At 63.2% G+C, this 14,963-nt stretch carries 11 protein-coding genes; 7 read left to right on the top strand and 4 right to left on the bottom strand.

Annotated features, from left to right (window positions below; genetic code table 11):
- Positions 1–213: 213 nt before the first annotated feature.
- A complete protein-coding gene (gene smc, locus NOF55_RS04740) occupies positions 214–3,675 on the top strand; it encodes a chromosome segregation protein SMC (RefSeq protein ID WP_306410152.1) in 3,462 nt (1,153 codons plus the stop codon).
- A gap of 241 nt (positions 3,676–3,916) precedes the next feature.
- On the opposite strand, the gene NOF55_RS04735 is transcribed toward smc, so the two are convergent.
- Positions 3,917–4,435, bottom strand: coding sequence for a DUF721 domain-containing protein (locus NOF55_RS04735; RefSeq protein WP_306410151.1), 519 nt, complete (start codon positions 4,433–4,435; stop codon positions 3,917–3,919).
- 76 nt (positions 4,436–4,511) lie between these two features.
- Between NOF55_RS04735 and mutY the strand changes: the two genes are divergently transcribed.
- The 3 genes from mutY to NOF55_RS04720 all read left to right on the top strand — a co-directional run bounded on the left by mutY (position 4,512) and on the right by NOF55_RS04720 (position 8,441).
- On the top strand, positions 4,512–5,609 hold the full coding sequence (mutY, locus tag NOF55_RS04730) for an A/G-specific adenine glycosylase (protein ID WP_306410150.1): 1,098 nt from the start codon (positions 4,512–4,514) through the stop codon (positions 5,607–5,609).
- Positions 5,606–6,220 carry an HAD family hydrolase gene (locus NOF55_RS04725; RefSeq protein WP_306410149.1) on the top strand — a complete coding sequence of 205 codons (615 nt, stop codon included), beginning with the start codon at positions 5,606–5,608 and terminating at the stop codon, positions 6,218–6,220. Before mutY ends, NOF55_RS04725 begins: the two co-directional genes overlap by 4 nt.
- Before the next feature lie 271 nt (positions 6,221–6,491).
- On the top strand, positions 6,492–8,441 hold the full coding sequence (locus NOF55_RS04720; protein ID WP_306410148.1) for an acyltransferase family protein: 1,950 nt from the start codon (positions 6,492–6,494) through the stop codon (positions 8,439–8,441).
- A gap of 211 nt (positions 8,442–8,652) precedes the next feature.
- On the opposite strand, the gene NOF55_RS04715 is transcribed toward NOF55_RS04720, so the two are convergent.
- The gene (locus tag NOF55_RS04715) at positions 8,653–9,786 is read right to left on the bottom strand and encodes a site-specific DNA-methyltransferase (protein ID WP_306410147.1); all 1,134 of its coding nucleotides are present in this window, start codon (positions 9,784–9,786) and stop codon (positions 8,653–8,655) included.
- Positions 9,787–10,129: 343 nt separating this feature from the next.
- Here NOF55_RS04715 and NOF55_RS04710 point away from each other — a divergent pair, with 343 nt between their 5' ends.
- Together NOF55_RS04710 and NOF55_RS04705 are read left to right on the top strand one after the other, a co-directional pair.
- Positions 10,130–10,819: an HAD family hydrolase gene (locus tag NOF55_RS04710; protein ID WP_306410146.1), complete on the top strand. Its 690-nt coding sequence runs from the start codon at positions 10,130–10,132 to the stop codon at positions 10,817–10,819.
- Positions 10,820–10,929: 110 nt separating this feature from the next.
- Positions 10,930–12,414 (top strand): ATP-dependent nuclease, encoded by a 1,485-nt coding sequence (locus NOF55_RS04705; RefSeq protein WP_306410145.1) that lies wholly within the window; start codon positions 10,930–10,932, stop codon positions 12,412–12,414.
- A 17-nt stretch (positions 12,415–12,431) separates the two neighbouring features.
- Here the strand turns inward: NOF55_RS04705 and soxR are convergent, their stop codons facing one another.
- On the bottom strand, positions 12,432–12,872 hold the full coding sequence (gene soxR, locus NOF55_RS04700) for a redox-sensitive transcriptional activator SoxR (protein ID WP_306410144.1): 441 nt from the start codon (positions 12,870–12,872) through the stop codon (positions 12,432–12,434).
- Between the two features lie 34 nt (positions 12,873–12,906).
- On the opposite strand from soxR, the gene NOF55_RS04695 reads away from it, so the two are divergent.
- On the top strand, positions 12,907–14,259 hold the full coding sequence (locus NOF55_RS04695; RefSeq protein WP_306410143.1) for an MFS transporter: 1,353 nt from the start codon (positions 12,907–12,909) through the stop codon (positions 14,257–14,259).
- Positions 14,260–14,306: 47 nt separating this feature from the next.
- Here NOF55_RS04695 and NOF55_RS04690 read toward each other — a convergent pair whose 3' ends face one another.
- The gene (locus tag NOF55_RS04690; protein ID WP_306410142.1) at positions 14,307–14,870 is read right to left on the bottom strand and encodes a hypothetical protein; all 564 of its coding nucleotides are present in this window, start codon (positions 14,868–14,870) and stop codon (positions 14,307–14,309) included.
- Positions 14,871–14,963: the final 93 nt, after the last annotated feature.

Below are 14,963 nucleotides of genomic sequence, written 5' to 3'. Positions count from 1 at the left end.
TTCTCCCCGGCGGGGAGAAGGTGGCGGCAGCCGGATGAGGGGCCTTTCGGGGCAGGCGCTGTGCGCCTGCCCCCCTCATCCGCCCTTCGGGCACCTTCTCCCCGCCGGGGAGAAGGAGAAGCCCCACCGGCTCGTTTCCCGTGCCATGACCCTGCCCTCGCGGGGGATACGGCAACCGGAGGGGAAACTCCGCGGCAAAACGGCGGGCCGCCCATGAAGTTCACCCGCCTGCGCCTGACCGGCTTCAAATCCTTCGTGGAGCCGATGGAGTTCGTCATCGAGCCGGGGCTGACCGGCGTCGTCGGGCCGAACGGCTGCGGCAAGTCGAACCTCGTCGAGGCGCTGCGCTGGGTCATGGGCGAGAATTCCTACAAGAACATGCGCGCCTCCGGCATGGACGACGTGATCTTTTCCGGCTCGGGCAACCGGCCGGCCCGCAACACGGCGGAAGTGGCGCTGTGGCTCGACAATGCCGACCGCACCGCGCCCGCCGCCTTCAACGACACCGACGAAATCCAGGTCTCGCGCCGCATCGAGCGCGAGAACGGCTCCGTCTACCGCATCAACGGCAAGGAGGCGCGGGCGCGCGACGTGCAGCTTCTGTTCGCCGACGCCTCGACCGGGGCGCGCTCGCCGTCGATGGTCGGCCAGGGCCGGATCGGCGAACTCATCCAGGCGAAACCGCAGGCGCGCCGCCAGCTTCTGGAAGAAGCCGCCGGCATTTCCGGCCTGCATTCGCGCCGCCACGAGGCGGAACTGCGCCTGAAGGCCACCGAGGCCAATCTCGACCGGCTGGAGGACGTGACCGCCCAGCTCGACAGCCAGATCGAAAGCCTCAAGCGGCAGGCCCGTCAGGCGAATCGTTTCAAGGCGCTGTCCGCGTCGATCCGCGAGCATGAGGCCATCCTGCTCTATATCCGCTGGAAGCAGGCGCAGGAGGCCGAAACGGAAGCCAACACGGCCCTGAACGACGCGACCAGCCTCGTGGCCGAAAAGGCGCAGGCGCAAATGGAGGCCGCCAAGGCTCAAGGAATCGCGACCCTGAAGCTGCCGGAACTGCGCGAGGCCGAGGCCCGCGCCGCCGCAGCACTCCAGCGCCTGCAAATCGCCCGTTCCCAGCTCGACGAGGAGGCAAGCCGCATTCTCAGGCGTCGCGACGAGCTGACCCGCCGCCTTGCCCAGCTTGGCGAGGACGTGGCACGCGAGGAACGGCTCGTCGCCGACAATGCCGCCATTCTCGAACGGCTGGCCGCCGAGGAAGATCAGATCGTCGGAGAACTGGCCGATTCCGGCATCGAGGCGGAAGAGACCCGCGCCGCTTTCGAGGCCGCCGCGGCGACGCTTTCGGACGCCGAGGCGCTTCTCACCCGCCTGACCGCGGAGCGGGCGGAGGCCGCCGCCGGGCGCAGCCAGGTCGAGCGGATGCTGGCCGATCTCGCCGGACGCAGGCAGCGTCTGGAACGGCAGGACGCCGAGGCGGCACAGGAACTCGACGGCATCGACCGGCACCTTGCCGCCCTGCCCGACCCGGAGGAAAAGCGCGTTGCCGTCGCCGACGCGGACGCAGCACTCGAAGAAGCCCAGATCGGCGTCGAGGATGCCGAAGCCTCGCTGGCCGACGCGCGCGCGCAGGAAGCCTCGCTGCGCCCGCCCGCCGACATGGCCCGCGCCCGTACCGCGGCGCTGGAGACGGAGGCGCGCACCATTTCCGGCATGCTGGCGGCAAGCGCGCCTTCCGGCGGCTTCATTCCGGTGGCCGACCTGATCGAGGTGCAGCGCGGCTACGAAACCGCGCTCGGCGCCGTTCTCGGCGAGGATCTCGACAGCCCACTCGACGCCCGGGCTCCCGCCTACTGGACGGAAACGGACGCGCCGGGCGACGACGCACCACTGCCGGCAGGCGTCACGCCGCTCTCCGCGCTGGTGTCCGCGCCCGCCGCCCTTGCCCGCCGTCTGGCGCAGACCGGACTTGCCGAGCCTGCCGACGCGCAACGGCTGATGGGCCTGCTGAAGCCCGGCCAGTCGCTGGTGACGCGCGACGGGGCGGTCTTTCGCTGGGACGGCCACGTCAAGGGCGCCGACGCGCCTTCCGCCGCCGCCCTTCGCCTTGCCCAGAAGAACCGCCTTGCCGAAATCGAGGCCGAGGCGGACGAGGCCCGCGAGCAGCTTGCCGAGGCGCTGGAGACGCTGGCGCGGGCCGGCGAGACGATCCGCGAGACCGAACGCAGCGTCTCGACGGCGCGCGAGGTCGTCCGGCTCGCTGCCCGCATCGCGGCCGAGGCGCGCGAGGCGCTCGCCGCCGCCGAACGGGCCTTCGGGGATCTCGCCCGCCGCCGCGACGTGATGGCCGAAGCCCGCAACCAGGTACAGGCGCAAATCGGGGAAATCGCCGTTGCCGAGGAGGAGGCCCGCGCCCGGCTGACCGAAGCGCCTGATCTTTCCGGCCTCGATGCGAAGCTTGCCGAGCAGCAGTTTGCCGTGGCCGCCGGCCGCAGCGAGGTCGCCGAGGCGCGGGCCCGCCACGAAGGTCTCGCCCGCGAGAACGAGGCCCGCCGCCGCCGCCTTGCCGCCATCGGCGACGAGCGCCGCCTCTGGCAGAACCGCGCCGCGAGCGCCGCGTCCCATATCGCGACCCTGCGGGAGCGCGAGGCGGAAGCGCGCGACGAGATCGAGGCGCTCGACGAGGCGCCCGAGGAATTCGAAGCCCGGCGGCACGGTCTGCTGAGCGAAATCGCCACGGTCGAGGAAACGCGCCGCGAGGCCGCCGACCGGCTGGTCGAGGCCGAAAACCTCCAGCGCGATGCCGATACCCGCGCCGCCGCCGCGCTGGCGGCGCTGGCCGAGGCGCGCGAGAAGCGCGGCCGTGCCGAGGAACGGCTGGTGTCCGCCCGCGAGCGGCGCGAGGACACGGAAGCCCGCATCCGCGAAACGCTGAACCTTCAGCCTCAGGGCCTTTACAAACTGGCCGGCATCGAGCCGGATGCGGCGCTGCCCGATACGCGGGAGGTGGAACGCGACCTCGACCGGCTGAAGATGGAGCGCGAGCGGCTGGGCGCGGTAAACCTGCGCGCCGAGGAAGAGGCGAAGGAGCTTTCGGACAAGCTCGACGCTCTGATCGCCGAGCGCGACGACGTGATCGACGCGATCCGCAAGCTGCGCGGCGCCATCGGCAACCTGAACCGGGAAGGCCGCGAGCGGCTTCTCGCCGCCTTCGACGTCGTGAACGAGCAGTTCAAGCGGCTCTTTACCCATCTCTTCAACGGCGGCACGGCGGAGCTGCAACTGATCGAGTCCGACGACCCGCTGGAAGCCGGCCTCGAAATCCTCGCCCGCCCGCCGGGAAAGAAGCCGCAGACCATGACGCTGCTTTCGGGCGGCGAGCAGGCGCTGACGGCGATGGCGCTGATCTTCGCCGTCTTCCTTACCAACCCGGCACCGATCTGCGTGCTCGACGAGGTGGACGCGCCGCTCGACGACCACAATGTGGAGCGCTATTGCAACCTGATGGACGAGATGGCGGCCTCCACGCAGACGCGCTTCGTCATCATCACCCACAATCCCATCACCATGTCGCGCATGGACCGGCTGTTCGGCGTGACGATGGCCGAACAGGGCGTTTCTCAGCTCGTTTCGGTGGATTTGCAGACGGCGGAACGCCTGCGCGACGCCGGATGATAAGTTCCGCTGGCGACTGAACCCCGTATCTCCAAAAAAATTTAACGGCACCCCCCAAACGGGGGACGTTCAACGCCGCAAAACTGCTGTAGCTTTCACATACCAATTTTCGGATATTGACCGCACACGCCGTGCCGCGTGGCGCGGATCGATCCCCCGGACCCCCCGTCCAGTGTCAAAACCGGACGGAAGCCTCGTGGAGCCGATTGCAGGGCGGCTCCACGAGGCTTTTAATTTCCCGTTACTCGCCGGTTTTCTTCCGCGCCGCCCGCCCGGGCTGGAGGACAGCCTTTCCCAGACGGGTAATGGCGGCGCGCAGGGCCTCGCTCTCGATCCCTTCCATCATGTCCTCGAGTCGCTTTTCGGCGGCCTTCGGCAGCGGGCGCACCACACGCCGCAGGGGAAGCGCGCGCGACACCGGCTTCTGGACGATGCGGATCTGGCGGATGGCGGGATAGCCGAAGAAACCGTTGATGCGGTCGATCAGTTCATCCTGCGCATGGGTCAGGAACAGCGCCCGGGCGCCCTCGCAGGCGACGATGAGCTGGCCGGGCCGATGGCCGCCCATCTGCCCCGGATCGTCGCGGCGCGGCCAGACGATTTTCTCCGGCCGGGTGCAATCGGCGAATTCCGCACCGGCGATTTCGTCCCAGGAACCGAGCAATGCCGTCGAAATGCCGGCACGCCGCGCCAGCACGGGGTCCATGATACCGTTGGCAATATCGGAAATCGGTCTCTCGCCGCGTCTCTTGTAACTCATGTATAAGGCTCCGGCCCTGTTGAACCGGGCAAATCAATCGTCCAACTATAGGGCAAAAATCCAGACGGCCCAAATCATGCTCGACAAGACCTCCACCGCGCCGGAAGCCGAACGCCTTCTCGGCTGGTACGACCGCCACCACCGCGACCTGCCCTGGCGGGTTTCGCCGCCGATGCGCGCGCGCGGCGTCAAGGCCGATCCCTATCATGTGTGGCTGTCGGAAGTCATGCTGCAACAGACCACCGTGGCCGCGGTCAAGCCTTACTTCGCGAAGTTCCTGGCGCTGTGGCCCGGCGTGAACGACCTGGCCACCGCCCGATCCGAGGATGTGATGGCGGCCTGGGCCGGGCTCGGCTATTACGCGCGGGCCCGCAACCTGAAGAAATGCGCCGAGGCGGTGGCCGCGGAACACGGCGGCCGGTTCCCCGCGACCGAGGCCGGGCTCAAGGCCCTGCCTGGCATCGGCGACTACACGGCGGCGGCGGTCGCCGCCATCGCCTTCGACGAGCCCGCCGCGGTGATGGACGGCAATGTCGAGCGGGTGATCTCGCGCCTTTACGCCATCTCCGATCCGTTGCCCGGCTCGAAGCCCGCCATGAAGGCGAAGGTCGCCGCGCTGACGCCGCAGGAGCGGCCGGGCGATTTCGCCCAGGCGATGATGGACCTCGGCGCAACGATCTGCACGCCGAAACGGCCGGCCTGCGCCCTCTGTCCGTTCCGCGAGGACTGTCGCGCGCTGGCCGTGGGCGACCCGGAGCATTATCCGGTCAAGGCGGCCAAGAAGGCGAAGCCGGTGCGCCGGGCAGCAGCCTTCGTCGCCGTTTCGCCGCAGCGCCGCATGCTGTTGCAGCGCCGCCCGGACAAGGGCCTTCTCGGCGGCATGACGCAGGTTCCGGTCACGGACTTCACCTCCCGCCGCGATGGCGCGACCTCCCCGGACGCCGCCCCCTTCCCCGCCGGCTGGCAGCCGCGCGGCACGGTCGTCCACATCTTCACCCATTTCGAATTGCGGGTGGACGTCTACAGGGCCGGCGTCGCGGAACGCGCCGTGGAGGACGGCTGGTGGGAGCCGCTGGACAATCTCGCGGCGCAGGCGCTTCCGTCCGTCATGAAAAAGATCATCGAGACAGCTATCGTCTCCACCCCCGATCCGACACAGGGACATGCACAGTGACCACCCCCATTCGCCACATCGTTTTCGACATCGGCAGCGTCCTGATCCATTACGATCCCGAACTGCCGTTCCGCCAGATCATTCCGGATCCGGAAGAGCGGCGGCGGTTCCTCGAAACCGTCTGCACCCACGACTGGAATCTCGAGCAGGACCGCGGCCGGCCGTGGAGCGAGGCCGAGGCGGAACTGATCGCCCGACACCCGCAGGAGGAAGCGCGCATCCGCGCCTTCCGCCAGCGCTGGCACGAGATGGTTCCGCGTGCGCTGGACGACAGCGTCGCCGTGATGCTGTCGCTGATCGAGGCCGGCTTCGACGTCACCATGCTGACCAACTTCGCCGCCGACACCTTTGCCGAGGCCCGCGGGCGCTTCGCCTTCCTCAACGCCCCGCGCGGCGTCACGGTTTCCGCCGAAGTCGGCCTCATCAAGCCGGATATCGCAATCTACCGGCACCACGCCCGCTCCTTCGGCCTGACGCCCGAAAACACGCTGTTCATCGACGACGTGGCGGCAAACGTGGAAGGCGCCCGCTCCGCCGGCTGGCAAGCCATCCGCTTCACCGGCGCCGAAAAGCTCAAGGCCGACCTCTCCGCGGTCGGGATTGCTGTGTAAGCCGCAGAATGTCTCGCAATGTACGGATGATAGCAATTCGCGCGTCGGGCGAGCGATTGAACCGGGATTCATGACGGAAGTGAGCGTCCATCCGTTCCATTTTTCTGTGAACCATCACGGCTTCCCGGCACGCCGGCAACGAAAGGACAAGATGAATCCGCAAGCTTCCTTATAGTCGTACAGGCGAATTTCGAAACGGTTGTTTACACGCCATCGATATGATTTAAACCTACGTCAGGATGTCAGTTTTTTGATCCTTGGAGATGCAAATATGGGTCGTACCGCTACCGACAAGAAGTATCTTCATGAAATTCAAGGACTTAGATTTGTTGCCGCCCTCATGGTGGCCGTATACCATATATGGTTCCATCGCGTTTCCGGCGGTGTCGATATCTTTTTCGTTGTTGCAGCGTTCTTCATAGCCACCAGCTTTGACAAGTTCCATGATCTGAAATTCACAGATGTATTTAACTATATTGTAAAAACGCTCGGGAGAATACTTCCTGGCGCCACTGTCGTAATCGTCTCGACCATATTTCTTGGCATAGCATTTCTGCCCAGTACGATCTGGGGAGACGAACTCAAGCATGCCATCGCCTCGACACTGTTCCTGGAAAACTGGCTGCTCGCCAGAAGCGGAGCCGACTATCTTCAGCAGGGTTTCACCGCATCTCCCTTCCAGCAATTCTGGGCCTTGTCGCTACAGATGCAGCTGTACTTCCTGATTCCGCTCGTGTTTTTCGTCGCGGCCAAAGTCTCAAAACTCATCGGCGTATCCAGAATATCGGCTTGGACTTTCTGCCTTGGCGTCATCTTCATCGCTTCGTTCGTCTATTCTGTCATCATTACCCGTCTCAATCAGCCCTGGGCTTATTTCGACACAGGCGCGCGCATCTGGGAGTTCTGCGCCGGGGCACTGCTCGGCCTGCATTATCGAAAGATCAAACTCTCCGGCGGACTGGCAAAAGCACTGGGTTATGCCGGCCTTGTCGTCATTATCCTGATGGCCGCCATCATCGATGTTTCCCGGCTGTTTCCCGGCGCAGTTGCCCTGATCCCTGTGCTGGCGGCGACTGCGATCATCGTCTCGGCGCAGAACGACGGCAATATCGGAATCCTGAAACACAGGTTTCTGGTGCAGCTCGGCGACATCTCCTTCTCGTTCTATCTGTGGCATTGGCCGTTGCTCATCACCTACAGATTTCTGTTCGAAACGGAATCCGTAACCATTCCGGCGGGACTGGTCATCATTTTCGCGTCGGGTATCCTTGCATGGCTCACGACAGTCGCGGCCGAACGTCCACTGCGCAAGTTTGTGAACGCCATTCGAGGCTTCGTCCTTCCGGTTGTCGCCTGCGCTTCCATACTTCTGCCAGCGGTCATCGGGATTGGAACCTGGTATTATGTCTACAGGGTTGAAGTGCGCGACGGCCAAAGAATGCTGGCACAATTCATGACCGGAGAGGCGACGCCGGCCGAAGGTTCCATCATTCCCGCTCCGGTGATAGCGCGGCTGGATCTGCCGGTCGCCTACAACGACGGATGCCACCAGAACATAACCAATTCAAAGGTTATCGAATGCACCTATGGCGATGTGAACGCTTCCCGCACGCTCGTCCTGGTCGGCGGCTCCCATAGCCTGCAATGGCTGCCCGTGTTGAACGACCTCGGCCTGAAACTGCATTTCCGGATCGTCAACATGACGAAGAGCGCCTGCTTCTTCAGCATAGATGCGCAGGAATTCGATATTGATCCGTCCTGCACGGCATGGGCGAAGCAGGCCGTGGCAAGGATCAAGGAACTGAAGCCGGAGCTAGTGTTTACGACGGCGACAAGAGGCCAGGGCGACAGGGAGCATATTCCGCAGGGCTATCTGAACGCATGGAAATCTCTTGGACAGGAGAATATCAGCGTCGTCGCCCTGCGCGACAATCCGTGGATGGGAATGGACGTGCCGACATGCGTCTTCCTCAATAGCGATGATTTCAACAAGTGCTCGGTTTCGCGCAAGCTCTTGCTGGCGGATCATGATCCCACTACGGAAATCAATATCGACAACGTGAACTTCTATGACCTCTCGCAGCAGTTTTGCGACGCCGAATCGTGCTGGGCAGTCAAAGACTCCGTTCTCGTCTATCGGGACAAGCATCACATTACCAAAACATATGTCCTGAAGCTCATGCCTGAAGTGGAGAAGATCCTGCGGCGGCATATTTCCTGATCGACCGAAGGACCTACGACGGTCTGTAAGTCCTTGACCGAAACCTGTCGCGGCCCGGTCGCATGCGAGCAAGCTCAACGCGAAAGACGGGATATCGGCATATATTGGACAAGGCTGCGCCCGGTCCGTTGCCGGACCGGGCGCCACGTCCCCTGACGGGACTGAAGGTACGAAACCGTCAGGGGGTTTCAAGGCGGATCGGAGTCAGGGATTACTCCAGCCCCGCCATCTCCTTGCGGATGCGGGCGCGCAGGTCGTCGATGGGACGAAGGCTTCCCTGTTCCTCGACGTGCCAGAAGGTCCAGCCGTTGCAGGCATCGAGCCCCTGCACGCGGGCGCCGAGCCGGTGGATCGACCCGGCTTCCCCGCCGGCAGCCAGCGTGCCGTCGGCACGGACGATGGCGCTCCAGCGGCGCTTCGCGTCCGTCAGAACCTGTCCCGGACGCACGAGTCCGCTTTCGACCAGCACGTTGAAGGCAACGCGCGGCTCGGCCTTCTTGCCGGTCATTACCGTCAGTTCCGCCTTGCCCAGCGGCTCGACGGCGGCGATGCGGGCGGCGGCGGCCGCGATATAGCTGTCCTCGCGCTCGATGCCGACGAAGTGGCGACCAAGGCGCCTGGCGACCGCGCCGGTGGTGCCGGAGCCGAAGAAGGGATCGAGCACCACGTCGCCCGGCTTGGTGGAGGCCATGATGATGCGGGCGAGCAGCGCTTCCGGCTTCTGGGTCGGGTGGACCTTGCGGCCATCCGCGTCCTTCAGCCTTTCGCCGCCGTTGCAGATCGGGAACAGCCAGTCGGAGCGCATCTGCACGTCGTCGTTCGACGCCTTCATCGCGTCATAGTTGAAGGTGTAGCTCTTGGCCTTCGGGTCACGGCTCGCCCAGATCAGCGTCTCATGCGCGTTCTGGAAACGGCGGCCCTTGAAATTCGGCATTGGATTGGTCTTGCGCCAGATAACGTCGTTGAGGATCCAGAAATTGAGGTTCTGGAGCGTCGCGCCGACGCGGAAGATGTTGTGGTAGGAGCCGATGACCCAGATCGTGCCGTTCGGCTTCAGGACACGGCGGCAGGCCAGCAGCCATGCACGGGTGAAGGCATCGTAGGCCTCGAAGGAGGCGAACTGGTCCCATTCGTCGTCGACGGCATCGACCAGCGACTGGTCCGGACGGGTGAGCGCGCCGCCAAGCTGGAGATTGTAGGGAGGATCGGCGAAGATCGCATCGACCGACTGGTCGGGAAGCGCCTCGAGGGCAGCAACGCAGTCACCCTTGATGATGGTGTCGACAAGAGACCGGGGGCCGGCGGACTGCTGATACAGTTCGCCCAGACGGAGGACAGACGCCATTTTTTGAACTCGCTCGTTACGCTTACTCGAAAACCTGATGTCCGTTATGGTTACTGAAGATGGTTACGAAAGTCTCAACGTCCCCGCGTCGCGGCGAAAAAAGCGAAAACCCGCCGATAGAGCATTTCCGCTTTTCTCCGAATCGCGGAAATGCTCCATCTTGTTATTTTCACGCAATTCCGGACGGAAAACCGCTGCGCACTTTTCCTGGAATTGCTCTGGCGCCACAGGTGTTGAGCCTGCGGCCCGCTTCGGTTAAAAGCCGGTCAGCCACGAGTTTCATACGGGTTTCACGGGCCCTTGCGGCCCTGCCCCCATTTCCGAAAGTGGAAGAAGAACGACGATGAGCGGTTTCGACCTCATTATTTTCGATTGCGACGGCGTGCTGGTCGATTCCGAAATCATTGCGGCGGAGGTCGAATCCGCGCTGCTGCGCGATGCGGGCTATCCGATCAGTCCGGAGGAAATGGGCGAGCGATTCGCCGGCCTGGTGTGGCGCGACATTCTCCTCGCCGTCGAGAAGGAAGTCTCGATCCCGCTGTCGGCCTCGCTGCTCGACAAGTCGGAGAAGCTGCTCGACATCCGGCTGGAGCGCGACGTGCAGGCGATCCCGGGCGCGGCGGACGCCGTGGCGCGCCTGTCGGGGCCGCGCTGCATCTGCTCCAATTCCGGCACGAACCGGCTGGCCATGATGCTGAAGAAGGTCGGGCTCTACAACGCGTTCGCACCGAACATCTTTTCGGCCAAGGATCTCGGCCCCGACCGGGCGAAGCCGAAGCCCGACATCTTCCTGCACGGCGCGAAGTCGATGGGCGCCGATCCCCGACGGACGGTGGTGATCGAGGATTCCGTCCACGGAATCGCCGGCGCACGCGGCGCCGGCATGCGGGTCATCGGCTTCACCGGCGCCTCGCACACCTATCCGAGCCACGCCGGCCGCCTGATGGACGCGGGCGCGGAAACCGTGATCGCACGAATGAGCGACCTGCCCGCCACGATCGAGGCGTTGGCCGCATGGGACGGCGTGGCCTGACCGGGCAGGCGTTCCATACGGCCGGCCGCAGCAACACACCCTGAAACGGTCGCTTTACCGAAATCGGCTCCAGTCCTGTTGGCTGTTATTGTAACAAAGGAGAACACATCATGGACGTGCGCCCGAGCGATATCGAGAGTCTAGAAGAGAAGGTCAAAAAGCTTTCCTACGAGAAGTATTTGCCAAATCTTCGACTTTCAAACGTGCGAAGCTTCACAAACCAAACGATCAATTTCGACTTTCCAGTTACCGCAATCATTGGCACGAATGGCGGCGGAAAATCTACCATTCTCGGTGCTGCTGCCCTTGCCTACAAGGACGTCAAGCCCGGTGAATTTTTTCCAAAGTCTAATATCGGTGACACCAGCATGGCAAACTGGCGCATTGACTATGACATTATTGATCGGAAAATGAATAAGACTGGACGGATACAGAGAAATGCTCGTTTCGTGTCCGCCAAATGGCGGCGCGATACAGTTATGGAACGCAATGTGGTTGTGATTCCAATCCAGCGAACCGTTCCAGCTAACGAGCAGACAAAGTTCAAGCAGTTCGTCGGCATTGCGAAGAACACCGAGATCGTCAAAACTCCGATTGATGAAGCGGTAATAGGCTACGTTAGCCGTATTCTTGGTAAAGATGCGAAGAATTACGAACGCGTATCGCTTAAATCCGATCCACTAAAGAATATCCTTATTGGGATGCATCAAAAAAACGACTACTCACAATTCCACTTTGGGGCCGGCGAGGCGTCGATTATCGAAATGGTGTCGCGCATTGAGGGAGCGACTGATAACTCACTTATTCTGATTGAGGAGATCGAGAACGGGCTTCATCCGTTGGCGACGCGAAAGATGGTCGAATATCTGTTTGATGTCGCAACGCGAAAGAAAGCTCAAATTATCTTCACGACTCATTCGGAATACGCACTCGACGTTTTGCCGCCGAAGGCGATTTGGGCATGCATTGACGGCACGGCCTATCAGGGCAAGCTTACAATTGAAAGTCTGCGGGCGCTCAAAGGCACAGTTTCCCAGAATGCGGCGATTTTCGTAGAAGACGATTTCGCCAAAGATCTTGTAGAGGAAATGTTACGGCAATATGCACGCGACATTTTTGATCAAGTACGAGTGCACAAGGCTGGTGGATATCCGTTTGTTGTTGAGGTATTAAAGCACCACAACGCAAATCCTACGGTCACTGCGCAAGCGGTAGCTGTTATCGATGGCGATAACCCTCCACTCAACGAACCCAACGATGATGTAATTGAACTACCTGACGGCACACCGGAATCAATTGTCTTTGGTTTCATCCACGACAATGCGGAGTCGATGGCCGCCTTTGTGCAGCAGCGGTGCCAGTGTCCGTCTGTTACGCAAGATGGCATTGTCTCTGCAATAAAATCGGTCAAAATTGACACAACCGACCCGCATCTTTATTTTATTAAATTAGGGGAAAAACTTGGTTTTATTTCCGAAATTATTATTAGAAGAGGTTTTAGTTCAATATACGTTGAGAAAAACAATGATATTCTCAAACCTAAAATCGATGCGATCCGTGCTCGCTTAAAAATGGAGAGACCGGCTGTCATGTAACCTTCCACATTATGTTTCTACACGCTGCCTTCGGAAGCGAGCCTGTCGCCTGCGTTGCCGAGCGGGCAGCTTTCCAGCGACAGGCAGCCGCAGCCGATGCAATGGTCGAGTTGATCGCGAAGGCGCACGAGCCGCGCTATCCGGTCCTCGAGAGCGGCGCGCCAGACCTCGGACGCCGCCTGCCAGTCGGCCCGGCCGACCGCCCTGCCCTGCGGCACCTGGTCCAGCATAGCCCGGATCTCGGCCAGCGACAGGCCGAGCGACTGCGCGATGCGGATGACGGCGACGCGGTGCAGCTCGCGCCGGTCATAGCGGCGATGCCCCGCCGGCGTCCGGGTGCTGCGGATCAGCCCCTCCGCCTCGTAATAATGCAGCGCCGAGACGGCGATCCCCGCACGTGCCGCCATCTGGCCGACCGTCAGTTCGGCGGAGGAATTTTTCCGGCCGGATTGCGACATGGCTCTTGACCTCAAGTTGACTTGAGAATGCAGAGTGCAGCCGAATGAACCGGAAAGGCAAGGGCTCGACGATGAACGAAACGACACTGGACGCCAGATACGACGATCCCGCTCGATGAACGGCGCGCCGCTCACCCGCTTCATCGCCGCAAGCGGCCTGACGAATCTCGCGGACGGGATCGCCACGATAGCCTGGGCGTGGACGGCTTCGCTCATCACCCGCGACCCGCTGCTGATCGCGCTGGTGGCGATCGCCCTGCGGCTGCCCTGGGCGATCTTCGCCCTGCCGGCCGGGATCATGACGGACAGGACCGACCGGCGGAAACTGATCCTGCGGATGGATGTGCTGCGCGCCGCGGCTTTCGGCGTCGCCGCACTGGTGCTCTGGGCGGCGACGCCCCTGCCCGCGCCGCCGGAAACCGGCCTCGCATCGCCATTGGCCTTCGCCGTTCTGACCCTGGCGGCTCTGGTCGTCGGCGCGGCCGAGGTCTTTCGCGACAACGCCGCCCAGACCATGCTTCCCGGGCTCGTCCCGCATGCGCGGCTCGAAGCGGCCAACGGCAGGCTGTGGAGCGTCGAACTGACGGGCAACGCCCTCGTCGGCCCGCCGCTCGGGGCGGCGATGATCGCGCTTGCGCTATCCCTGCCCTTTGCCGCCAACACGGTTTTCTATGCCACTGCGGCGCTGGTCGTGGCCGGCATCGCCGGAAACTTTCAGCCCGGCCGGACGACGGAACGGAACTGGCGTGCCGAACTGGCCGAGGGTATCGCCTTCCTGCGCGACGCCCCGCTGCTGCGGCTGCTTGCCTGGCTGACCGGCTTCTGGAACCTGTTCTTCCAGATGGTGATGATCGCACTGATCCTGCATGTGCAGGACAATCTCGGCCTTTCCTCCGCCGCCTACGGGTTGATCCTCGCCGCCGGGGCCGTGGGCGGGATCGCCGGCGGGCTGCTGGGAGAGCGGATCGTGCGCCTTATAGGCCCTGGACCCGCCGCGCAATGGATGCTGCTCGCATCCGTTCCCGCTTTCATCGGCATTGCGCTGGCGCCCGGCGCCGTGTCGCTGGCGATTGTCCTGGCGCTGTTCGAGTTTACGGGACTGGTCTGGAACACGGTGTCCGTCTCGACGCGCCAGCGGATGATTCCCGATCATCTCCTCGGCCGGGTCAACAGCGTCTATCGCCTGCTGGCCTGGGGAATGATGCCGCTCGGTCTGCTGCTGTCGGGACTGATCGTCCGCGGGCTGGACGGGATGGTGCCGCGCGAGACGGCTCTGGTCGCGCCCTTCTGGGTCGCGGCGGCCGGCATCCTGCTCGTCGCGCTGGCCGGCTGGCGTGCGCTCGGGGTCGGATTTGCCCGCCATGCGGGAGAGACCGAGGGCCCATGACGGCCGGCGCTGCCGGATATTTCGGCGTGAGCGGAGCGGTGCGCCGCTCAGTTGCGGGCGTTTCTCGGGGCCGGGCCGGAATCGAAGCCGATATAGACCTTGGCGTTCTGCGCCGAACTGGCCGGGATCGTCACGTCGGGCTTCTGGAACAGGAACTGGCCGGACAGGGAATCCGCCGGTATGGCGGCCGGATAGGAGACGAGCTGCGAATAGATCTGCTCTTCCAACTGCATGGCGTTGGTCTCGGTGACGGTGATGCGGACTGGCAGCGAAACCGTGGAGGCCGACCCGGCGGGACCCGCGACGATCCGGCCCTGCGCCAGGACGTTGATGGTCATCTGGTTGCCGTCCGTCGTACAGGAGCGTGTCGTATCCGCGAAGGCCGCCTGGTAGACGAGCTTCGTCGGATCGCCGTCGCCGCCCCGGGCATAGACGCGATGGGAGGCCGTTGCGTCGCGCATGAAGATCTGCGGGCACGTCGCCTGAACCACGACGGAATTGACGGACGCTCCCTGCCGGAGGTCCGACGCCTGCCCCTGCGGGGCCGTATCGGAAAGGGAGGAGGAGGAATTACAGCCTGCCAGAAGGCCGAGAAGCGTAAAGGAAACCACTGCGCACGATACTTTGGACAACACGGAAACCCGACCCTTTAGCATTCAGGCGTCACCCGCCTGTCACATCCGACGTTACGGGCCTTTCCTGAC

Source organism: Ectorhizobium quercum, assembly GCF_026552795.1.
Classification (GTDB): Bacteria; Pseudomonadota; Alphaproteobacteria; order Rhizobiales; family Rhizobiaceae; genus Ectorhizobium; species Ectorhizobium quercum.
The sequence above is the reverse complement of the archived record's forward strand: the minus strand, read 5'-3'. Positions and strand labels throughout refer to the sequence as shown.

Coding starts and splice junctions, on each gene's coding strand:
- smc (WP_306410152.1), top strand. CDS start 214: ATGAAGTTCACCCGCCTGCGCCTGACCGGCTTCAAATCCTTCGTGGAG.
- NOF55_RS04735 (WP_306410151.1), bottom strand. CDS start 4,435: ATGAGTTACAAGAGACGCGGCGAGAGACCGATTTCCGATATTGCCAAC.
- mutY (WP_306410150.1), top strand. CDS start 4,512: ATGCTCGACAAGACCTCCACCGCGCCGGAAGCCGAACGCCTTCTCGGC.
- NOF55_RS04720 (WP_306410148.1), top strand. CDS start 6,492: ATGGGTCGTACCGCTACCGACAAGAAGTATCTTCATGAAATTCAAGGA.
- NOF55_RS04715 (WP_306410147.1), bottom strand. CDS start 9,786: ATGGCGTCTGTCCTCCGTCTGGGCGAACTGTATCAGCAGTCCGCCGGC.
- NOF55_RS04710 (WP_306410146.1), top strand. CDS start 10,130: ATGAGCGGTTTCGACCTCATTATTTTCGATTGCGACGGCGTGCTGGTC.
- NOF55_RS04705 (WP_306410145.1), top strand. CDS start 10,930: ATGGACGTGCGCCCGAGCGATATCGAGAGTCTAGAAGAGAAGGTCAAA.
- soxR (WP_306410144.1), bottom strand. CDS start 12,872: ATGTCGCAATCCGGCCGGAAAAATTCCTCCGCCGAACTGACGGTCGGC.